We start from the raw sequence: 20,695 nt of genomic DNA on the forward strand, positions 1-20,695 counted from the left end.
ATCCATCGACAACTGTTCTGGAGCATTCCATGGCACACGGCAACGACAACACGGTTCTGGTCCTTGGCGCGACGGGCGGCATCGGCGGCGAGGTGGCCCGCCAGCTGCGCGACGCGGGCTGGGAGGTGCGCGCACTGAAGCGCGGCGCGAGCGAAGGAAAGCGCGACGGCATCACCTGGCTGGCCGGCGACGCGATGGACGCGCAGGCCGTGCGGCAGGCCGCGAGGGGCTGTTCGGTCATCGTGCATGCGGTCAACCCGCCGGGCTACCGCAACTGGTCGCAGCTGGTGCTGCCGATGCTCGACAACACCATCGACGCCGCCAAGGCCGAGGGCGCGACCATCGTGCTGCCGGGCACGGTCTACAACTTCGGCCCCGACGCCTTTCCGCTGCTGGCCGAAACATCGCCGCAGCATCCGGCCACCCGCAAGGGCGCGATCCGCGTCGAGATGGAGAAGCGCCTCGAAGACGCGAGCCGCGAGGGCGCCCGCGTGCTGATCGTGCGCGCCGGCGATTTCTTCGGCCCCCGGGCCGGCAACAACTGGTTCTCTCAGGGGCTGGTGAAGGCCGGGCAGCCGGTCAAGGCGGTGAGCTACCCCGGCCGCGCCGGCATCGGCCACCAGTGGTCGTACCTGCCGGACGTGGCGCGCACCATGGTCGAGCTGCTGGCGCGGCGCGACCGGCTCGAACCCTTCGCGCGCTTCCACATGGCCGGCCACTGGGACGCCGACGGCACGCGCATGAGCGGCGCCATCCGCAAGGCGGTGATGCGCCGCACGGGCACCGAGGCGCGGGTGTCGGCCTTTCCGTGGTGGCTGCTGACGCTGGCTTCGCCCTTCGTCGCCACCTTCCGTGAAATGCGCGAGATGCGCTACCTGTGGCAAACGCCCGTGGGCATGGACAACGCGAAGCTGGTGGCCTTCCTGGGCCGCGAGCCGCACACGCCGCTCGACGAGGCGGTCGAGGCATCGCTCGAGGGCATGGGCTGCCTGGCGACGGCGCCGGTGGCGGCCGCGGCCTGAGGCGCAACGTCGATCAGAACACCGACAGCCCCGTGCGCGCCACGAACAGCTCCAGCGCCTTCATGCCCAGCAGCGAATTGCCGGTGGCATCGAGCGCCGGCGACCAGACGCACAGCGTGAGCTTGTCGGGCACCACGGCCACGATGCCGCCGCCCACGCCGCTCTTGCAGGGCAGGCCGATGGAGAAGGCCACGTCGCCGGCCGCGTCGTAGGTGCCGCAGGTGAGCATCAGCGCGTTGATGCGGCGGGTCTGCCGCTCGCCGGTGATATCGGGCTGGCCGTCGACCGGGTGCGCGCCGTCGCGGCACAGGAAGGCGGCGGCGCGCGCCAGCTGGCGGCAGCTCATGCGCAGCGCGCACTGGTGGAAGTAGGTGTCGAGCACGGTGGCGACGTCGTTGTCGATCTTGCCGAAGCTCTTCATGAAGTTGGCCAGCGCGAAGTTGCGAAAGCCCGTGTCGGCTTCGGACTGCGCCACCTCGTCGTCGAAGGCGATGGGCTCGCCGCACAGGTTGGCCATGAGCGCGAGGATGTCGGCCTTGGCGCTGCCGCCGCCGGCCTTGGCCTGGCTCACCAGCCGGTCGGCCACCGCGATGGCGCCGGCATTGATGAACGGGTTGCGCGGCTTGCCCTGTTCGTTCTCCAGCTGCACCAGCGAGTTGAACGGATTGCCCGAGGGCTCGCGGCCGATGCGCTCCCACAGCGCGTCGCCCATGCGCTGCATGGCCAGCGTGAGCGTGAAGAGCTTGGACACGCTCTGGATGGAGAAGGGCGTCTCGAAGTCGCCCGCGCCTGCCTCGATGCCGTCGCAGGTGCGCAGCGCGATGCCGAACTGCCGCGCGTCGATGCGCGCCAGCGCCGGGATGTAGCTGGCCACGGTGCCGCCGGGGCAACCCTGGTCGATCTGCGGGCGCAGGGTGGCGACGATCTCGTCGAGCACCGGCTGGAAGTTCATGGTGTTGCCGTTCATGCGGCGCGTTGTACCGCAGGCCGCCGGTTCACCAGCACGATGCCCAGCGCCACGCCGATCAGCGCCACGATCAGCTGCACCGTGAGCGGCTCCTTGAGCACCACCACGCCGAATACCAGCGCGAACAGCGGCGTGAGGAAGGTGAAGGACGACATCTGCGTGGCCGGGTAGTGCCGCAGCAGCCACATCCAGGTGAGGTAGCTCGCGAAGGCGCCGATCACGGTCTGCAGGCCGATGGAGGTCCAGGCGCCGGCTGAATAGGCGAAGCCCCAGTGCTCGCCGAGCGCCAGTGACAGCAGCGGGCACATCGCCGCGGTGACCGCCACCTGGTAGAACAGCGTCTTCTCGGCGCTGGCCGTGGCCAGTTTGGTGGTGCGCAGCGTGAGCGTGGTCAGGCCCCACAGGGCGCCGGCCGCGAGGCCCATGGCGTCGCCCACCAGCTGCGACGAACTCATGTGGCCGAAGCCCTCGCTGAAGGCCAGCACCACGCCCGAGAACGCGATGAACAGGCCCAGCCACTGGAAGCCGCGCAGCCGCTCGGCCGGCACCCAGCGCGGCAGCAGCAGCGACACCCAGAAGGGCGCGGTGTAGAGGAACACCGTGAGCCGCGACGCGCTGGTGTTCTGCAGCCCCAGGTAGATGCCCGCGAACTCGCCCGAGAACAGCAGCCCGGCCAGCAGCCCCGGCCACAGCGTGCCGTCGCGCTCGAACAGCGGCACGCCCCGCCACACGCACCACAGCCACAGCAGCGCGGTGGCGCCCACCATGCGGATCGAGGCCTGCCACATCGGCGGCACCTCGGCCACGGTGGTCTTGATGAGGATCTGCTGGAGTCCCCAGAACGCGCAGCAGGCGATCAGGAGGCCGATGGCGAGGGAGTCGAGGTGGGTCTTGCGCTGGATCATTCGCTGCTGTCGGTCGGTCGCGGCTGAAAAAAAGCCGCGTAATTCGTCCGATGATCGTATCGCGCCGGCGTTTTTACTGCGCGAAGCCGTTCAGCGACGGCAGCGGCGCCTGCCGCTCGAAGCGCTTCTCGATGGCCAGCAGCGCGGCTTCCAGGAACTGCAGGAACATGCCCATGGCCACCGCCGTGGTCTGGCCGGCGCGCTGGTAGAGGCAGCTGAACGAGCGCGCGCCCGCGTCGGTCAGGCCGGTCCACACCAGCGTGCCGCGCTCCACGTCCTCGGCCACGTTCTCTGGAATGAGAAAGCCGATGCCGGTGCCGCCGGCCACCAGGCGCCGCACCATCGCGACCGAGCTGGTCTCCACCAGCGGGCGCACCTTGCGGTGCTCGCGGTGGTCGATCTGGTCGACCATGGCGCGCAGCTCGGTGTCGGGCGTCATGAGGATCAGCGGGTGATCGAGGCAGTCGCGCAGGCGCGGCAGCTTGCTGGCCGCCGTGAGCGGATGGCCCGGCGGCGTGACCAGGCCCAGGTGCTGCGGGAACGCGCGGATCTCTTCCACGCCGGGCGGCGGCTTGCGGCGCAGGCAGAAGCCGATGTCCGACTCGCCGTTGGCCACCCACTTCAGGATGTTCTCGCCGCTGCCCGAGCGCACGCTGTAGGTCACGCCGGGGTAGTGCTTCATGGCGGCCTCGATGACCTCGGGCACCAGCTGCTCGGCCGACGAATGCGACACCGCCAGGTTGATGTGCCCGCGCCGCAGCGACCGCAGGTCTTCCACCTGGGCCAGGGCGTTGTCGAAGTCGCGCTGGCCGCGCCGCACGGCGGCCACCATGATCTCGCCGGCCGTGGTGAGCTGCATGCCGCGCGGCAGCCGGTCGAACAGCGGCGTGCCCACCTGTTCCTCGAGGTTGAGCACCTGCTGGTGTACGGCGGCCGCCGTGAGGTGCAGCGCCTCGGCGGCCTTGCGCACCGAGCCGCGGCGGGCCACTTCGTCGAAACAGCGGAAGGTCTGAGAGATGGCGCGCATGGCCGGAGAGTGTATGGAATTTCCATACGCACCGTACAAAACAAACAGATTTTCCTGACGGGCGATGCGGCCTACATTCGCGCCATTCTTCAATCTCCCCGAGGTTCGTTCCGTGCCCACCACCACCGTAGACCAGATCACCCAGCGCCGCCGCGGCGTCGGCCTGATCGCCCACGACCCGGCGCTCAGCGCCGGCGGCTATACCCTGATCGCGCCGCAGACCGACGACGGCAACGTCTACCTGATCGACATCGAGGGCCGCGTCGCGCACCAGTGGAAGATGCCGGTGCGCCCGGGCCGCGCGGCCGTGATCCTGCCCAACGGCAACCTCGGCTACAACGGCAACCACGCCGATTCGCCCGAGATCTACGGCGCCTGGTCGCTGTGGCACGGCGGCGATTTCTACGAGGCCACGCCCGCGGGCGAGATCGTCTGGCGCTACCAGGATCCGACGCACCACCACGACGCCCGCTGGCTGGCCAACGGCCACCTGCTGTACGCAGGCTGCGCCCCCGTGCCGCCCGGATTTGCCGAGCGCGTGCCCGGCGGCACGGCGCACGGCCCCGACGAGACGATGTACGGCGACGTGATCCGCGAGGTCGACCGTGACGGCAAGCTGGTGTGGGAATGGAAGGCCTGGGAGCACCTGAAGCCGGAAGACTTCCCCATCCACCCCGGCTTCGGCCGCACCCACTGGCCGCTGGTGAACGGCCTGGACGTGACGCGCGAGGGGCTGGTGCTCATGAGCCTGCGCACCACCTCGGGCATCGTGGGCGTCGACCGCGCCACGGGCGGCGTGAAGCTGCACATTCCGCCGTCGGTGCTGTCGCACCAGCATGCGCCGGTCGCTCTGGACAACGGCAACATTCTTGCTTTCGACAACGGCAACTTCCGCACCGGCAAGCATGTGGCGTTCTCCCGCGTCCTCGAAATCGACCCGGCCTCCAACGAGGTCGTGTGGCAGTACGCGGACGAACTGGTCAACGCGTTCTACACCGCCTACATGGGCAGCGCGCAGCGACTGCCCAACGGCAACACGCACGTCACCGAGTCGGCCACCGGGCGCCTGTTCGAGGTCACGCCGGCCGGCGAGGTGGTGTGGGAGTACGTGATTCCCTGGTTCGCCGAATACCCCGACGAAGCCGCGCGCAAATACGTGCCCGGCCGGCAGAACAGCGTGTTCCAGACCTTCCGCTACACGGCGGCGCAACTTCCCTGGCTCAAGGTGTCCGCATCATGATTTCTTCCGCCCTTCGTATCGCAATCCCGCTGGCGCTGGCGGCGGTGCTGCCTCTTTCCGCACAGGCCGCGGATGCACCCAAGCCGGTGCGCATCCTCAGCAACTGGTTCGCCCAGCCCGACCAGGCCGGCTACTGGCAGGCCCAGCAGGACAAGCTCGGCAAGGAGGCCGGCATCGAGATCAGCGTGCTGCAGGGCGGCCCGAAGATCCAGACCATTCCGCAGGTGGCCTCGGGCCAGGCCGAGTTCGGCATCGGCAACGCCGACGACGTGCTGCTGGCCCGCCTGCGCGGCGCGCCGGTGCGCGCGGTGTTCGCGCACCTCGACTACGTGCCCTACACGCTGGTCTACCACGCCGACCCGGCGGTGAAGTCCATCACCGACCTGCAGGGCCGCACCTTCGCGGTGAACCTCGGCAACGCCTACTGGGAGTGGACGAAGAAGCAGTACAAGCTCGCGGGCACGCGCGAGATCCCGGTGAGCGGCGACCTCAGCCTGTTCCGCAACGACCCGAAGATGGTGCAGCAGGGCTACTCGCTCTTCCTGCCCGCGCGCATGGCCGCGGCCGGCGTGCAGGTGCAGCAGATCACGCTGGCGTCGCTGGGCTACCGGCCGTACGACGTGCTCTTCACCACCGACGACATGATCCGCAAGAACCCCGCGCTGGTGAAGGCCACCATCGCGGCGGTGCAGAAGGGCTGGGCCAACTACGTGCGCAACCCGCAGGGGCTCAAGCCGCTGATCACCGGCATGAACAAGCAGATGACGCCCGAGATCTACGATGCGGCCAACAAGGAAATGATCGAGACGCTGATCTCCCACGACCTGGGCCGCATCGGCTGCATGAGCGACGCGCGCTGGAACGAGCTGGCGGGCCAGCTGCGCAGCGTGAATTTCCTGCCGGCGAACTTCGACGCGAAGCAGGGCTACGACCGCACGCTGGTGCCGGGCTGCGCCCCATGAGCGGCGCGGCCGTCGGGCTGGAGGGCGTGTCGAAGCGCTTCGACACGCGCAAGGATGGCGGGTTGCTGGCGCTGGGCACGGTCGACTTCGCGCTGCGCCCGGGCGAGTTCGTTTCCATCGTCGGGCCTTCGGGCTGCGGCAAGTCGACCCTGCTGCGCATCATGGCGGGGCTCGTGGAGCCGAGCACCGGGCGCTGCACCCGGCCCGATGGCATGGAGACCGCCTTCGTGTTCCAGGAGGCCGCGCTGCTGCCCTGGCGCACGGTGGAGCGCAACGCGCAGCTGCTGATGGAGCTCGAAGGCCACGCGCCGGCCAGCTACCGGCCCCGCGCGGCCGAGGCGCTGAAGCTGGTGGGGCTTGCCGGCTTCGAGAAGTCGTACCCGCACCAGCTTTCGGGCGGCATGCGCATGCGGCTGTCGCTGGCGCGCGCGCTGGCCTTGCGGCCGGGGCTGCTGCTGCTCGACGAGCCGCTGGCCGCGGTCGACGAACTCACGCGCGACGTGCTGCAGGAAGAGCTGTCGTCGCTGTGGCGCCAGGCCGGCTTCACCGGCGTGCTGGTGACGCACAACGTGCATGAGGCGGTGTACCTGTCGAACCGGGTGGTGGTGATGTCGCCGCGGCCGGGGCGCATCCTCGACGTGATCGACGTGCCTTTCGAATTCCCGCGCGCGCCGGAGCTGCGCGCCAGCGCGGGCTTCGCGGCGCTGACCGGGCAGGTGACGGCGGTGCTGCGCGCGCAGCACCACGCACAGGCCTTGGCATGAGGAGGAGGCGATGACGCAAGGATCCATTTCTTCCCCCGCCGCAGCCTTCGTGCGCAACGCCGCCCCGGTGCTGGTGGTCGCGCTGCTGGCCATCGGCCTCTGGTGGCTGCTGAGCGCCACCGTCTACCAGGGCAAGGGCTACCTGCTGCCGTCGCCGCAGGAAGTGGCGGCCGCCACGGCGGAGAACGCCGGCGTGCTGATCGGCGCCACGCTGTCGACGCTGAAGGAGGCGCTGCTGGGCTATGCAATGGCCATCGTGCTCGGCATCGCGGGTGCGGCCGTGCTGGCGCAGTCGCGGCTGCTGGAGCGCAGCCTGTATCCGTATGCGGTGCTGCTGCAGACCGTGCCGGTGGTGGCGATCGCGCCGCTCATCGTGCTCTGGTTCGGCTACAACGAGCTGTCGGTGGTGATCGTGAGCTTCATCATGTCGCTGTTCCCTATCATCAACAACACGATGCTGGGCCTGCGTTCGACCTCGCGCAACCTGGCGGAGCTGTTCGCGCTGCACCGCGCGGGCGGGCTGGTGTCGTTCTGGAAACTGCGGCTGCCGGGCGCGCTGCCGCACATCTTCGCGGGGCTGCGCATCTCGGCGGGGCTGTCGGTGATCGGCGCCATCGTGGGCGAGTTCATCATCGGCTCGGGCAATGCCGAAGGCGGCCTGGGCGTGCAGATCGTGTTCGCGCAGGGGCGCATGTACACCGCGCTGCTGTTCGCCGAGGTGATCGCGGCGACGCTGCTGGGCTTCGTGTTCTTCCTGGCGGTGAGCGCCATCGGCCGGCTGCTGCTGCGGCACTGGCACGAGTCGGCGCTCTAGCGCCCCGGGCCTGTCACTGCGCGGCCAGCGGGTAGGGCGGCTTGCCGCGCGTGCCCACCATCAGGTCGGGCACCACGGCCTCGACGTCGGGCAGGGCGCGGGCGGTGCGCTCCAGTCTTTTTGCCAGCGCGGCGTTGGGCACGCAGCCCTGCAGGTACACCCAGCGCCGCTGGATCATCACCCACACGCTGCCCTTGTCCACGCCGGGCACCGCCCGCAGCGCGGCGCGCACCTTGGGCGCCAGCGGCTTGTCGTAGCGGTAGGCGTTGCTGTCGGTGCACTTGCCGGCCAGCCAGCAGCTGGTGCCGCGTTCCAGCCGCGAATGGGTTTGCACGCGGCGTTCTTCGGCGGTATAGAACGGCCCCTCGGGCATTGGGCAGGCCGGCAGGCCCGCCGACACCTGGAAGAACGGGTCGTCGAACCAGTTCTGCTTGAGCGGCCCGCCCGCTTCCTGCGCCATGCCGGCCTGCGCTGCGAGAAGCAGGATGGCCATCAGCGCAGGGCGCAGGGTCACAAGGGGTGTTCCGTGTAGAAGCGCCCGCCGTGGAACAGCAGCGGCGAGGCGCCGATGTCGTGCGTGCAGCGCTCCACTTCGCCGACGAAGATCACATGGTCGCCTTCGTCGTAGCGGCTGCGGTTGAAGCACTCGAAGCTCGCGGCGGCGCCGGCCAGCACGGGCGCACCGCCCAGGCCTTCGGTGAAGGCCACGTCGGCCCAGCGGTCGATGTTCTTGGTGGCGAAGCGTTCGGCCAGCGCCTTCTGGCTGGCCGCCAGGATGTTGACGGTGTAGTGCGAACCGGCGCTGAGCGCGGGCATCGATCCGGCCGCGCGCGCCAGGCTCCACAGCACCAGCGGCGGCGCGAGCGAGACGGAATTGAAGGAGTTGGCCGTGAGGCCGACCAGCGTGCCGTCGGCCGCCCGGGCGGTGACGATGGTGACGCCGGTGGCGAACATGCCGAGCGCTTCACGAAACTCGTCGGGAGAAAAGGAGGGCGGCTGGGCCCGGCGGAGAGTGGTCACTGAAAAAGGCTGCGAGGGCTTGGAGGGCAGAAGGCCATTTTGGCTCAGCGACCCGGGGGCTGCTTGGCGGGGCTCATCAACTCGGTCACCAACCGGGAATAGGCGGTGGCCGCAGGCGAGAGGGTACGCCCTGCGAGCGTCACGAGGCTGTAATGCGTTTGCATGCCCGTGAGGCCGGCCACCGGCAGCGGCACCAGCGCGCCGGTCTCGTGCCCCGGCGCGGGCGCCAGCGGCGCAAGGATGGCAGCGTTGGCCGTGAGCGCTAGGTGCCGCAGCGTGCCTGCGTCGTCGCAGCTCACGTTGAACAGGCTGCGGTCGCCGCCCTTGACGCTCTTGCCGCCTTTGCCGTGCCTGGCCTGCCGGTCGAACTGCGCCGCCACCTCGGCCGGCAACTGCGGGCCGGCCACGGGATAGTCCATGAGGCTCTCGAGCGTGACCTGCTTCAGCCTCAGCAGCGGATGCTTCGGCCGCACGAAGAACGACACCGGCACGTCGGGCAGCCGCGCCAGCTTCAAGCCGGGCTGCTTGTTCAGGTCGCGCGTGTCGGCGATGAACAGGTCGAGCTGTCGGCGATGCAGGCGCTCGCACAGGCTGGCCGTGTCGGCCACTTCCATGCGCATCAGCAGTTGCGGATGGCGCTGGGTCATGAGCGACAGGGCCATGCGCCCCAGCGTGCCGGCCGCGAACGGCCCGAGGCCCACCGCGAGGCTGCCGATGGCCAGGCCTTCGAGCTGCAGCACGTCGCGCTCGATCTGCGCGGCATCGGCCAGCAGCTCGCGGGCGCGGGCCAGCACCAGCTCGCCGGCCTGGGTGAAGCGCACGGTGCCGTAGGCGCGGTCGATCAGGCGGGCCTGCAGGCCTTCTTCGAGGGTGTCGATGCTGCGCGAGAGCGCGGGCTGCGACAGGTGCACGGCCTGGGCCGCACGGCCGAAGCTGCCCTGGTCCGCGAGGGCGACGAGATGCTGGAGCTGGCGCAGCTGCATTTTGCAAATTCCTGAAGATCAGACCTCGTATTTTGCATTTGCCAATGCTTTCAGCGGTTCGGAGAATCGCGCCATGATTTCCTCCCTTTCCCGTACAGCCGGGTTCGTCGCGCTGGCCTGCTTGCTGGGTGCCCCGCCGGTTTCCGCGCAGACGGCCCCCAAGCCGCCCGAGCCTTCCACGCTGCAGGCCAACGCCGACATGGCGAAGACGCTGCCCTTCGCCGATCGCCGCGACTTCGAAGACGCCATGCGCGGCTTCATCGCCACCGTGCCCGACGCGCTGGTGCCCGGCGCCGGCCCGCGCCCGGCGTGGAGCATGAAGCCCTACGACTTCCTCAAGGCCGACGTGCCCGCGGACACCGTCAACCCCAGCCTGTGGCGGCAGGCACAGCTGAACGCCATGCACGGGCTGTTCCAGGTGACGGACCGGGTCTACCAGGTGCGCGGCTTCGACCTGGCGAACATGACCATCGTCGAAGGCGACAGCTCGCTGATCGTCATCGACCCGCTGCTCACCGCCGAGACCGCGCGCGCCGCGCTCGACCTGTACTACCAGCACCGGCCGAGGAAGCCGGTGGGCACGGTGATCTATTCGCACGGCCATGCCGACCACTTCGGCGGCGTGAAGGGCGTGACCACCGAGGCCGACGTGGCGGCCGGCAAGGTGCAGGTGCTGGCGCCCGCCGGCTTCATGGAAACCGCGGTGGCCGAGAACATCCTCGCGGGCAACGCGATGAGCCGGCGCTCGCAGTACCAGTTCGGCTCGCTGCTGCCGCCGGGCGTGCGCGGGCAGGTCGACACGGGGCTGGGCAAGGCGCTGGCGCGCGGCACGGTCACGCTGATCGCGCCCACGGCCAGCATCGGCAAGCCGACCGAGGCGCGCACCATCGACGGCGTGGAGTTCGTGTTCCACCTGGTGCCGGGCTCCGAGGCGCCTTCGGAAATGCTCATGTACCTGCCGCAGTTCCGCGTGCTGAACATGGCGGAAGACGTGACGCACAACATGCACAACCTGTACACGATCCGCGGCGCCGAGGTGCGCGACGGCAACCTGTGGTCGAAGTACATCGACGAGGCGCGCGTGGCCTTCGGCGGCAAGGCCGACGTGCTGATCGCGCAGCACCATTGGCCCACCTTCGGGCAGGACCGCATCGTCGACCTGCTGAAGAAGCAGCGCGACATGTACAAGTTCATCAACGACCAGTCGCTGCGCCTGCTGAACCAGGGCTACACCGCGGCCGACATCGCCGAGACGCTGCGCATGCCCGCGAGTCTGTCGCAGGAGTGGTCGGCGCGCGGCTACTACGGCACGCTGCGCCACAACGCCAAGGCGGTCTACCAGAAGTACCTGGGCTGGTACGACGCCAACCCCGCCAACCTGGATCCGCTGCCGCCGGTGGCGTATGCGAAGAAGACGATCGAGTACATGGGCGGCGCCGACGCGGTGATCGCGCGTGCGCGCGACGATTTCCGCAAGGGCGAGTTCCGCTGGGTGGCCAGCGCGATGAACCAGGTGGTATACGCGGACCCGTCGAACCGCGCGGCCCGCGAACTGGGCGCCGATGCGCTGGAGCAGCTGGGCTATCAGTCGGAGGCCGGCACCTGGCGCAGCGCCTACCTGGTGGGCGCGATGGAGCTGCGCAATGGCGTGCCTAAGATTTCGATCGGCAGCAGCGCGAACGCTGACACGCTCAAGGCGGTGAGCAACGACCTGTTCTTCGATTTCCTGGGCGTTCGGCTCGACGCGGCCAAGGCGGAGGGCAAGAAGCTGGTCATCAACTGGAACTTCACCGATTCGAACCAGCAGTTCGTGTTGACGCTGGAGAACTCTGCTTTGACGCACATCGCGGGACAGCAGCCGGGCGCGGATGCGACGGTGACATTGAGCCGGGCCACGCTCGATGCGGTGACGCTGAAGGAGACGAGCTTTCCGGCTGCCGTGTTGACCGGGAAAGTGAAGATCGAAGGGGATCGCTCCAAGCTGGCCGAGCTGATGTCGATGCTCGATACCTTCGAGCCCATGTTTCCTGTGGTGGAGCCGCGGCGGTAGTTCGCTGTTCGTTGTTCAGGGCGAGTGCACAGGCCACCGGGTACTCCCCTCCGCGAATGTCCCCCGGCCTGCGGCCTCCTCCTTTATTTCGCTGCGGGGAGCACCCGGTGTCCTGTGCACAGGGCACGCTGCTTGTGTTCGGCCGATCAACGACTGCTCTGTCCAACGCTCACCCCGTCGGCGTGCGCGCGCCCTGAATCGGCGCCAAACCTACCCAAAGAACCAATAGCAGACAGCGACAGCAGCAATCATCCCGGCCAGCTCGGCAAGCAGCGCACAAGACACCGCATGCCGCGTGCGCTGGATGCCGACCGCACCGAAGTACACCGCCAGCACGTAGAAAGTGGTCTCGGTGCTGCCCTGGATGGTGGCGGCCACCAGCGCCGGGAAGCTGTCGACGCCTTGGCTCTTCATGGTCTCGATCAGCATCGCGCGCGCCGCGCTGCCCGAGAAAGGCTTGACCAGCGCCGTGGGCATGGCGTCGACGAAGCGCGCGTCGAAGCCGCCCGCCGTCACCAGCCAGCGCAGTCCGTTCAATGCGAAGTCGAGCGCGCCCGAGGCACGCAGCACGCCGATCGCGCACAGCATCGCGACCAGGTACGGCAGCAGGTTCTTCGCAATGTCGAAGCCCTCCTTCGCGCCTTCGATGAAGCACTCGTACACCTTGATGCGCCGGATTGCCCCGGCCAGCAGGAACAACACGATCACGCCGAACAGCGTGAGGTTGCCCAGCAGCGACGACAGCGACGCGATGGCCGCCGCCGACAGCGTGCCCAGCAGCGCCATGAAGCCGCCCAGCAGCAGCGCGCCGGGCAACAGGTAGGCCAGCACCACCGGGTCCCACAGCCGCAGGCGCTGCACCACCGCCACCGACAGCAGCCCGACCAGCGTCGAGGCGCTGGTGGCCAGCAGTATCGGCAGGAACACCAGCGTGGGGTCGCTCGCGCCCTGCTGCGTGCGGTACATGAAGATGGTCACGGGCAGCAGCGTGAGCGACGAGGCGTTCAGCACCAGGAACAGGATCTGCGCGTTGGTGGCCGTCACCGGGTCGGGGTTGAGCCGCTGCAGTTCGCGCATGGCCTTCAGGCCGATGGGCGTGGCGGCGTTGTCAAGCCCGAGCGCGTTGGCGGCGAAGTTCATGGTGATGAGGCCGAGCGCCGGGTGCCCGGCCGGCACGCCCGGCATCAGGCGCCGGAAGAGCGGCCCCAAAAGCCGCGCCAGCCAGCCCACCAGCCCCGCCGCCTCGGCGATGCGCAGGAAGCCCAGCCACAGCGTGAGCGTGCCGAAAAGCAGCACCATCACCTCGACCGCGAGCCGCGCCATCGCGAACAGGCTTTCGACCAGCGCCGCGAACACCGTCGGGTCGCCGCCGACGAGCCAGCGCCCCAGCGCGGCCAGCGCCGCCACCCCGAAGAAACCCAGCCACAAGCCGTTGAGCACGCTTCTTTTCCCTTTTGTGCGGGTCGATCATAGGGCGCTGAACACGCCGGGCCGCCGCGAGCTACAGTTCGGCCCATGCGTGCTGCCAACCTCCGCCGACTTGCCGCCCTGGCACTGGGCGCGGCCTCCCTCTGGCTTGCCGGCTGCGTGAGCCTCCCGCCGGGCAAGCCGATGCCCGTGGCCACTGCCTTCACGGCCGCGGACGTGGCGCAGACCGAACTGGCGCAGCTCGCGGCCCGGGGCACGCCGGGCGGATCCACGTCGCTGTCTGGCTTCCGGCTGCTGCCGGAGGCGGCCTTCGCGTTCGACGCGCGCATCTCGCTCGCGCGGCACGCCGAGAAGTCGCTCGACGTGCAGTACTACCTGATCCAGAAAGACGATGTCGGCCTGCTGTTCCTCAAGGAGCTGCGCGAGGCCGCCGCGCGCGGCGTGCGCGTGCGCCTGCTGGTGGACGACCTCTACACGGCGGGCGAGGACGAGGTGTTCAGCACGCTGTCGGCGTTCCCGAACATCGAGGTGCGGCTGTTCAACCCGCTGCCCTCGCGCGCCGATTCGCTGGCGACGCGGCTGCTGTTGTCGCTGACCGACTTCGGCCGCATCAACCACCGCATGCACAACAAGCTGCTGGTGGCCGACAACAGCTTCGCGGTGTCGGGCGGCCGCAACATCGCCAACGAGTACTTCATGCGCAGCACGGCCGCCAATTTCATCGACATGGACGTGCTGTCCAGCGGCCCGGTGGTGCGCCAGATGTCCGCCGGCTTCGACCGCTACTGGAACAGCGAGCACGTGCGCCCCATCGAGCAGATCGCGCCGCTGCGCATGCCGGTGGAAGAGGCGCAGAAGCGTTTCGACGCCATCGCGCGCACGGCGGTGCCCGACGTGGCCATGCACCAGCGCGACGTGCTCGACAAGTCGCCGGTGGGGCAGCAGCTCATTGCCGGCAACGTGGAGCGCTACTGGGCGCCGTCGACGCTGTTCGTGGACGACCCCGAGAAAATCACGCGCAAGCCCGACGCAGCCTACGAAGGCAGCGTGACCGAGGGCGCGCTGGGCGTCATCAATTCGGCCAAGCGCGAGGTGAAGATCGGCTCGCCGTATTTCATTCCGGGCGCGCGCGGCATGGCGATGATGAAGGCGGCCATCCAGCGCGGCGGGCGCATCACGGTGGTCACCAACTCGCTGGGCGCGACCGACGAGCCGCTGGCCTACGCAGGCTACGAGCGCTACCGCGCCGACATGCTCAAGATCGGCGTCACCATCTACGAGATCGCGCCCACGCTGACCGGGCGCTCGGGGCGCTTCGGCGATTTCGGCAAGTCGATCAGCCGGCTGCACGCCAAGCTCGCGGTGGTGGACGACGAACGCTTCTTCGTCGGCTCGATGAACCTCGACCACCGCTCGGCGGCGGTCAACACCGAGATGGGGCTGGTCATCGACAGTCCCGAGCTGGTGAAGGACTACGACAGGCTCATGGGCGGCGAGCGCGTCAACCTCGGCTACCGCCTGCGCCTCGGGCCGGACGGCCGCCGCGTGCAGTGGCTGGAATACGACGATGCCGGCGGCGACATCGTGCACGAGGACGAGCCTGGCGAGTTCCTCTGGCTGCGCTTCAAGAACTGGCTGCTGCTGCCCATCGTGGGCGAGGAATTGCTCTAGCGAAGCCGCCGTCGTGTCATTCCGGATTGAGGGAAGGTGCGTTACATTCCTCGAAAGAGTGTGAGTTTTTGTCACCAAAACATCCCCATCCGGAGACTTCGACCATGACCGTTCCCGTGCCGCGCGAGTCGATTGCGCCGCTTTCCACCAGCCGTCGGCGTGCGCTGACCGGACTGGCAGCAACCGCCGCCGCAGCAGGCCTGGGATTCCCGGCCCTGGCGCAGAACAAGGCGGTTCGCGTCGGGACCACCTTCGACAACAGCAGCGTCGAGAAGGCCAACGGCCAGGGGCTCTACCAGGGTTCGAGCGCCTTCTTCGCGGCGCTGAACAAGGCGGGCGGCATCAACGGCACCAAGGTCGAGCTCGTGATGGCCGACGACACCTTCAAGCCCGAAGTGGCCAAGGCCAACGCGCTGGCCTTCGAGAAAGACAGTTCCGTGCTCGCGCTGGTGCACCCGCTGGGCACGCGCCAGACCGCCGAGGTGATGGACGCGGTGCCCGGCATGGCCGTGGTGGGCCCCATCACCGGCACCATTGCGCTGCGCAAGAAGAACTCGCCCAACACCTTCTGGGTGCGTGCCAACTACGACCAGGAAGTCGACAAGCTCGTGAGCACCGCCGCCGTGCTGGGCCAGAGCCGCATCGGCCTCGTGCATTCGAACGATCCGCTGGGGCAGTCGGTGCTGGCGGCCTTCAAGGCCGCGCTGGCCAAGGCCAAGCTGGAGCCGGCGGTGATCGCGACCACGCCCAACACCACCAGCATGGAAGTAGGGCCAGCCGCCGAAGCCATCGCCAAGGCCAAGCCGCAGGTGGTGGTGGTCGGGCTGGCCGGCACCGCGCCGGTGTTCCTGAAGGCGCTGCGCGAGGCGGGCAACAGCAGCTCGGCCTACGGCCTGTCGATCACGGCCAGTGCGTTGTCGGCCATGGGCGATCTGGCCAAGGGCCTGGGCTTCGTGATCGTGGTGCCTTCGCCGTATTCGACCCGGTTCGAGATCGTGCGCCGCTACCAGGCCGACATGGTGGCCAGCGGCATCAAGGAGTTCTCGCTCACCAGCCTGGAGGGCTACATCAATGCCGCCGTGCTGGCCGAGGGCATGCGCCGCGCCGGTGGCTCGCTGACGCGCGCGTCGGTGATGTCGGGGCTGGCCAGCATCGAGAGCTTCGACCTGGGCGGGGTGAAGATCAACTACGGCCGCACCAACCGCGAAGGCGGCCAGTTCGTGGACGTGGCGGTGATCGGCAGCCGCGGCCAGATGCTGAGCTAGACCCCGACGCCCAGCAAACCCTCGAGCAGCTCCTGGTCCGACGCCAGTTCGCTGCTCGGCCCCGCGTGCACCACGGTGCCGCGCTCCAGCACGATGGCCTTGTGCGTCATCTCCAGCGCCAGCACCGGGTGCTGCTCGACCACGATCGAGGCCAGCCCTTCCGATTCGCACAGCCGGCGGATGGCGGCCGCCAGTTCTTCCACGATGATCGGCGCGAGGCCTTCCATCGGCTCGTCGAGCAGCAGCAGCCTGGGGTTGGTCATCAGCGCGCGGCCGATGGCGAGCATCTGCTGCTCGCCGCCCGAGAGCTGGTTGCCGTAGTTGCCGCGCCGCTCGCGCAGGCGCGGGAAGAAGTCGTAGACGCGCTTCAGGTTCCATCCGCCGAGCCGCGAGATCACCGTGAGGTTTTCTTCCACGGTGAGCGACGGAAACACCTCGCGCTCCTGCGGCACCCAGCCCAGTCCGGCGCGCACGCGCTGGTGCGAGGGCCAGCGCGTGATGTCCGCGCCCTGCCAGCGGATCGCGCCCTGCATCACGCGGGTGTTGCCCATCAGCGTTTCGAGCAGCGTGGTCTTGCCCACGCCGTTGCGCCCGAGGATGGCGAGGCTCTCGCCCTGCTGCACGGAAAAATCGAGTCGGTCGAGCACGACCGCATTGCCGTAGCCGGCGGTGACGCGGTCGAAGGCGAGTGCTTCAGGCATGGTGGTGCGAACTTCCCAGGTAGACCTCGCGAACGCGCGGGTCGGCGCTGATTTCCGAGGGCGTTCCCTCGGTGAGGATGCGTCCGCCGACCAGCACCGAGATGCGGCGCGAGAAGCGGAAGACGAGCTTCATGTCGTGCTCGATGAACAGCACGCTGATGTCCTGCGGCAGCGCCGCGATGACCTCGAACAGCTCGCCGCTCTCGTCCTGCGGCACGCCGGCCGCGGGCTCGTCGAGCAGCAGGATGCGGGGCTTGGCGGCCAGCGCCAGCGCGATCTCGAGCAGGCGCTGCTTGCCGTAGGCCAGCTCGGACACCGGCACGTCGGCCAGGCTGTCGAGCCTGAATATGCCCAGCAGCGAGTGCGCCTCGTCGAACACCTTGGTGCAACCCTTCAGCGGCCGCCACCAGGTGGCGCCCAGCCCCTCGCGCTCGCTGATCGCCAGCACCACCGACAGCAGCGGCGTGAGGCTGGGGAACAGCGTGTTGATCTGGAAAGTGCGCGACAGGCCCATGCGCGCGCGCTTGTCGGCGGACAGGCGGGTGAGGTCGTGCTCGCCCATGTGGATCGATCCGCTCGTGGGCTTGAACACGCCGGTGAGCAGGTTAATGAGCGTGGTCTTTCCCGCGCCGTTGGGGCCGATCAGCGCTTGCCGCGCGCCGGGCTCGAGCGAGAGATTCACGTCGCTCACCGCCTGGAATTCGCCGAAGCGGATGCCCAGGCCCTGGGTGCGCAGGGTGTGCGTCTTGGTTGCCGGGCTCATCGCGCCTTCCCCGTGCGGACGAAGCGCGACAGCGCGCCCATGATGCCGCCGCGCCCCAGCATGACCGCCGCGATCAGGAAGATGCCGAGCCAGAACATCCAGTACTGCGGATTCATGTCCGCGAACCAGTCGTGCACCAGCATGTAGACGATGGCGCCGATCATGCCGCCGTACAGCCGGCCGGTGCCGCCCAGCACCAGGATGATGAGCACCTCGGCCGAGCGGTTGAAGCCGATCGACTCGATGCCGACGAACTGCGTGGTCTGCGCCAGCAGCGCGCCCGCCACGCCGGCCACCGCGGCCGAGAAGGCGTAGGCCATGCGCAGACGCGCTTCCACCGGCGAGCCGATGGCCAGCATGCGCTTGCGGCTGTCGTGGATGCCGCGCAGCGCCAGCCCGAAAGGCGAGCGCAGCACCAGCCGCACCAGCAGGAACATCGCGAACACCACGCCGAAGGCGTAGCAGAAGGCGGTCTTGCCGTAGAGGTCGAAGTCGAACATGCCGAGCACCGGCGCGATGACCACGCCCTGCAGCCCGTCGGTGCCGCCGGTGATGCCCGAGAGCCGGTTGGCCACCTCGAACAGCAGCACGCACACGCCGATGGTGATCATCAGCCGCGTGAGGTCGGCGCCGCGCACCACCAAGTAGCTCAGTGCATAGCCCAGCAGGCCGCTGACGACCAGTGCGAACGCGAGGCCGGTGAAGGGCTCGCTCCAGCCGTACTTGGCGAGCAGCCCGGCCGCGTAGGCGCCAGCGCCGAAGAACGCGGCATGGCCGACGGTGAGGATGCCCGCGTAGCCCAGCGCCATGTCGAGCGACACCGCGAACAGGCCGAAGATCATGATCTGGCTCATCAGCGTGAGCTTGTCGGGCAGCAGGAAGAAGCTCGACGCGAGCGCGATCCAGAAGACGGCTTCCGCGGCGCGCAACTGCGCGGGAGAGACGGTCAGGGCTTTCATGCGAGCCCCTTCTTGGCGACGATGCCGTTCGGGCGCACCAGCAGCATGACGATCATGAAGACGTAGATGAGAAAGGCGCCGGCTTCGGGCAGGTAGTACTTGCCCGCCACGTCGACGATGCCGACCAGCAGCGCCGCGATGAACGGCCCGGTGACGGTGCCGGCGCCGCCCACGCACACCACCATCAGGAAGTACACGAGGTACTTGAGCGGGAACGAAGGCTCCAGCCCCAGCATGCCCAGGCTCAGCGCACCGCCCAGGCCGGCGAGGCCGCAGCCCAGCGAGAAGGTCAGGAAGAACAGGCGCTGCACGTGGATGCCGGTGCCGCCGGCCACGCGCTGGTTGTCCACCGCCGCGCGCACCATCGCGCCGTAGCGGGTCTTGCCCAGGCCCAGCAGCAGGGCGACGAGCACCGCCGCGCCGCAGGCGATCAGGAACAGCCGGTAGCGGCCCACCTCCAGGCCCAGCAGCGACACCTGGCCGTCGAGCGCCGCGGGCAGCGTGAAGGGCTGCATCGTCGGGCCGAAGAAATAGGTGAACGCGGCGATCGACACGAACACCACGCCGATCGACAGCAGCACCTGGTCGAGCGGATGCGCGCGGTACAGCCGGCGGTAGAACACGAACTCCAGCACCGCGCCCACCAGCGCCGCCGCGACGAAGGCCGCCGCCAGCGAGAGGCCGAAACCGAGCCCGAAGTGGTTCATCAGCACGGCGGCCACATAGCCGCCGACCATCGCGAAGCTGCCGTGCGCGAGGTTGACGAAATTCATGAGCCCCATCGTGATGGACAGGCCCACGCCGATGAGGAACAGGAGCATGCCGTAGGCCACTCCGTCGAAGATCACGATGCCCATGAATTTCCCGCTCGCTGGCTGAATGCTGGCTTCTGTTCTTTGCGTTTACTTGGCCGCGGCTTCCTTCGCCGGGTCCTTCACGCGGTCGAACTTGTCGAATTCGACGTTCACCAGCTGGCCGTTCACGCGCTCGGTCTTTCGGATGTAGACGGTCTGCACGATGTCGCGCGTGGCCGGGTCGATCTCGATCGGGCCGCGCGGGCTCTCGAAGCTCAGGCCCTTCAGCGCCTCCATGAACTTGTCGCCGCCGGTGTCGCCCTTGGTCTTGGCCAGCGCGAGGTCGATGGCGGCCATGGCGTCGTAGGCGGTCACGGCGAAGTAGCTGGGGCGCAGCTTGGCGCCGTTGTCGGCGGCGAAATCGCGCACGAACTTCTGGTTCTTGGGCGAGGGGTGCGCGAACGAGTAGTGGTGGCTGGTGACCAGGCCCAGCGCCACGTCGCCGGTGGCGTCGAGGTAGCTGTCGTCGGTGGCTTCGCCGGTGGCGTAGAGCTTGATGCCGGCCTGCTCCATGCCGCGTTCCTTCCAGACCTTCAGGAAGGCCGGCGGCATCACGCCCGAGGGAAAGAAGAAGAACACGGCCTGGGGCTTGGCGTCCTTGATGCGCTGCACGTAGGCCGAGAAGTCGGGGTTGTTCATCGGCGTGCGCACTTCGCCCGACACCTTGCCGCCGCCGGCGGTGAAGGTCTTCTTGAACGCGGTCTCGGCGTCGACGCCCGAAGCGTAGTCGGCGACCACGGTGTAGGCGTCCTTGATGCCTTCCTTGAGCATGTAGCGCGCCATCGGGTCGGTGACCTGCTGCACGGTGAACGACAGGCGCGCCACGTAGGGCGAGCTGGTGGTGATGGCCGAGGAGGCGGCGTTCATCACGATGGTCGGGATCTTGGCCTGCGTGGCGATGGCGCCCACGGCGTAGGCGTTGGGGCTGAAGTCCAGGCCGGTGAGCACGCTCACCTTGTCGCGCACGATCAGTTCCTGCGCGATGCGCTTGGCGGCGTCGGGCGCGGGGCCGGCGGTGTCCTTCTTGATGATCTCGACCGTTCGGCCGCCCATCTTGCCGCCGTGCTCCTTCAGGTAGAGCGCGATGCCGGCGTCGAACTGGCGGCCGTAGTCGGCATAGGGTCCGGAGTAGGTCGCGATCAGGCCGATGCGCAGGGGCTCGTCGGCCGCCTGCGCGGCGGTCGTGCCCAGCACGCCGAAGCTCGCCAGCAGCAGGGTCGAGAGGATGGTTCTCTTGGTCATCGTCATTGCCGTCATTTGAAAACGCCTTTCAGGTGGAATGGATGCGCCCCCTCGGGGC

Annotated in this window: 20 protein-coding genes; 8 read left to right on the top strand and 12 right to left on the bottom strand. The window is 68.7% G+C overall.

Translation table 11 applies throughout. From position 1 onward, the window contains the following. The first annotated feature begins 29 nt into the window (after positions 1-29). Positions 30-1,022, top strand: a complete 993-nt coding sequence (locus tag WIX39_RS05050) for an SDR family oxidoreductase (RefSeq protein ID WP_106936190.1) — start codon at positions 30-32, stop codon at positions 1,020-1,022. Positions 1,023-1,035: 13 nt separating this feature from the next. On the opposite strand, the gene WIX39_RS05055 is transcribed toward WIX39_RS05050, so the two are convergent. The 3 genes from WIX39_RS05055 to WIX39_RS05065 all read right to left on the bottom strand — a co-directional run bounded on the left by WIX39_RS05055 (position 1,036) and on the right by WIX39_RS05065 (position 3,921). Next, positions 1,036-1,989, bottom strand: a complete 954-nt coding sequence (locus WIX39_RS05055; RefSeq protein ID WP_199851867.1) for a glutaminase — start codon at positions 1,987-1,989, stop codon at positions 1,036-1,038. Continuing rightward, positions 1,986-2,894: a DMT family transporter gene (locus tag WIX39_RS05060; protein WP_106936189.1), complete on the bottom strand. Its 909-nt coding sequence runs from the start codon at positions 2,892-2,894 to the stop codon at positions 1,986-1,988. Before WIX39_RS05060 ends, WIX39_RS05055 begins: the two co-directional genes overlap by 4 nt. A 73-nt stretch (positions 2,895-2,967) precedes the next feature. Further along, on the bottom strand, positions 2,968-3,921 hold the full coding sequence (locus WIX39_RS05065; RefSeq protein WP_409194605.1) for a LysR family transcriptional regulator: 954 nt from the start codon (positions 3,919-3,921) through the stop codon (positions 2,968-2,970). Between the two features lie 112 nt (positions 3,922-4,033). Here WIX39_RS05065 and WIX39_RS05070 point away from each other — a divergent pair, with 112 nt between their 5' ends. Genes WIX39_RS05070 through WIX39_RS05085 form a run of 4 tightly spaced genes read left to right on the top strand, consistent with a single transcriptional unit; the run spans position 4,034 to position 7,701 of the window. Further along, positions 4,034-5,161 carry an aryl-sulfate sulfotransferase gene (locus tag WIX39_RS05070; RefSeq protein ID WP_234382168.1) on the top strand — a complete coding sequence of 376 codons (1,128 nt, stop codon included), beginning with the start codon at positions 4,034-4,036 and terminating at the stop codon, positions 5,159-5,161. Then, on the top strand, positions 5,158-6,123 hold the full coding sequence (locus tag WIX39_RS05075; RefSeq protein WP_106936186.1) for an ABC transporter substrate-binding protein: 966 nt from the start codon (positions 5,158-5,160) through the stop codon (positions 6,121-6,123). The genes WIX39_RS05070 and WIX39_RS05075 overlap by 4 nt, the downstream gene beginning before the upstream one ends. Beyond that, positions 6,120-6,887 carry an ABC transporter ATP-binding protein gene (locus tag WIX39_RS05080; protein WP_106936185.1) on the top strand — a complete coding sequence of 256 codons (768 nt, stop codon included), beginning with the start codon at positions 6,120-6,122 and terminating at the stop codon, positions 6,885-6,887. Before WIX39_RS05075 ends, WIX39_RS05080 begins: the two co-directional genes overlap by 4 nt. 10 nt (positions 6,888-6,897) lie before the next feature. Further along, on the top strand, positions 6,898-7,701 hold the full coding sequence (locus tag WIX39_RS05085) for an ABC transporter permease (RefSeq protein WP_106936184.1): 804 nt from the start codon (positions 6,898-6,900) through the stop codon (positions 7,699-7,701). Positions 7,702-7,714: 13 nt separating this feature from the next. Here WIX39_RS05085 and WIX39_RS05090 read toward each other — a convergent pair whose 3' ends face one another. Genes WIX39_RS05090 through WIX39_RS05100 form a run of 3 tightly spaced genes read right to left on the bottom strand, consistent with a single transcriptional unit; the run spans position 7,715 to position 9,704 of the window. After that, positions 7,715-8,215, bottom strand: coding sequence for a BON domain-containing protein (locus tag WIX39_RS05090; protein WP_234382165.1), 501 nt, complete (start codon positions 8,213-8,215; stop codon positions 7,715-7,717). Further along, the gene (locus WIX39_RS05095; protein ID WP_081267374.1) at positions 8,212-8,721 is read right to left on the bottom strand and encodes a flavin reductase family protein; all 510 of its coding nucleotides are present in this window, start codon (positions 8,719-8,721) and stop codon (positions 8,212-8,214) included. The genes WIX39_RS05090 and WIX39_RS05095 overlap by 4 nt, the downstream gene beginning before the upstream one ends. 44 nt (positions 8,722-8,765) lie before the next feature. Continuing rightward, positions 8,766-9,704, bottom strand: a complete 939-nt coding sequence (locus WIX39_RS05100; protein WP_081267375.1) for a LysR family transcriptional regulator — start codon at positions 9,702-9,704, stop codon at positions 8,766-8,768. 73 nt (positions 9,705-9,777) lie between these two features. On the opposite strand from WIX39_RS05100, the gene WIX39_RS05105 reads away from it, so the two are divergent. Next, complete coding sequence (locus WIX39_RS05105; RefSeq protein ID WP_106936183.1) at positions 9,778-11,754, top strand: alkyl/aryl-sulfatase; 1,977 nt, start codon at positions 9,778-9,780, stop codon at positions 11,752-11,754. Positions 11,755-11,964: 210 nt separating this feature from the next. Here WIX39_RS05105 and WIX39_RS05110 read toward each other — a convergent pair whose 3' ends face one another. Continuing rightward, positions 11,965-13,194: a nucleoside recognition domain-containing protein gene (locus tag WIX39_RS05110; protein ID WP_106936182.1), complete on the bottom strand. Its 1,230-nt coding sequence runs from the start codon at positions 13,192-13,194 to the stop codon at positions 11,965-11,967. Between the two features lie 75 nt (positions 13,195-13,269). Here WIX39_RS05110 and WIX39_RS05115 point away from each other — a divergent pair, with 75 nt between their 5' ends. Continuing rightward, positions 13,270-14,853: a phospholipase D family protein gene (locus WIX39_RS05115; RefSeq protein ID WP_106936181.1), complete on the top strand. Its 1,584-nt coding sequence runs from the start codon at positions 13,270-13,272 to the stop codon at positions 14,851-14,853. A gap of 104 nt (positions 14,854-14,957) precedes the next feature. Next, positions 14,958-16,118 carry an ABC transporter substrate-binding protein gene (locus tag WIX39_RS05120; protein ID WP_081267379.1) on the top strand — a complete coding sequence of 387 codons (1,161 nt, stop codon included), beginning with the start codon at positions 14,958-14,960 and terminating at the stop codon, positions 16,116-16,118. Here the strand turns inward: WIX39_RS05120 and WIX39_RS05125 are convergent. The 5 genes from WIX39_RS05125 to WIX39_RS05145 are packed head-to-tail and all read right to left on the bottom strand — an operon-like array spanning position 16,115 to position 20,643. Next, positions 16,115-16,819 (bottom strand): ABC transporter ATP-binding protein, encoded by a 705-nt coding sequence (locus tag WIX39_RS05125; protein WP_106936179.1) that lies wholly within the window; start codon positions 16,817-16,819, stop codon positions 16,115-16,117. The two genes, WIX39_RS05120 and WIX39_RS05125, sit on opposite strands and share 4 nt — an antisense overlap. Next, on the bottom strand, positions 16,812-17,582 hold the full coding sequence (locus WIX39_RS05130; RefSeq protein ID WP_106936178.1) for an ABC transporter ATP-binding protein: 771 nt from the start codon (positions 17,580-17,582) through the stop codon (positions 16,812-16,814). The genes WIX39_RS05125 and WIX39_RS05130 overlap by 8 nt, the downstream gene beginning before the upstream one ends. Continuing rightward, the gene (locus WIX39_RS05135; protein WP_081267382.1) at positions 17,579-18,541 is read right to left on the bottom strand and encodes a branched-chain amino acid ABC transporter permease; all 963 of its coding nucleotides are present in this window, start codon (positions 18,539-18,541) and stop codon (positions 17,579-17,581) included. The genes WIX39_RS05130 and WIX39_RS05135 overlap by 4 nt, the downstream gene beginning before the upstream one ends. Next, complete coding sequence (locus tag WIX39_RS05140; RefSeq protein WP_081267383.1) at positions 18,538-19,398, bottom strand: branched-chain amino acid ABC transporter permease; 861 nt, start codon at positions 19,396-19,398, stop codon at positions 18,538-18,540. The genes WIX39_RS05135 and WIX39_RS05140 overlap by 4 nt, the downstream gene beginning before the upstream one ends. A 45-nt stretch (positions 19,399-19,443) precedes the next feature. After that, complete coding sequence (locus WIX39_RS05145; RefSeq protein WP_106936177.1) at positions 19,444-20,643, bottom strand: ABC transporter substrate-binding protein; 1,200 nt, start codon at positions 20,641-20,643, stop codon at positions 19,444-19,446. Between the last annotated feature and the right edge of the window lie 52 nt (positions 20,644-20,695).

The organism is Variovorax sp. AB1(2024), from assembly GCF_037482385.2.
Taxonomy (GTDB): Bacteria; Pseudomonadota; Gammaproteobacteria; order Burkholderiales; family Burkholderiaceae_C; genus Variovorax.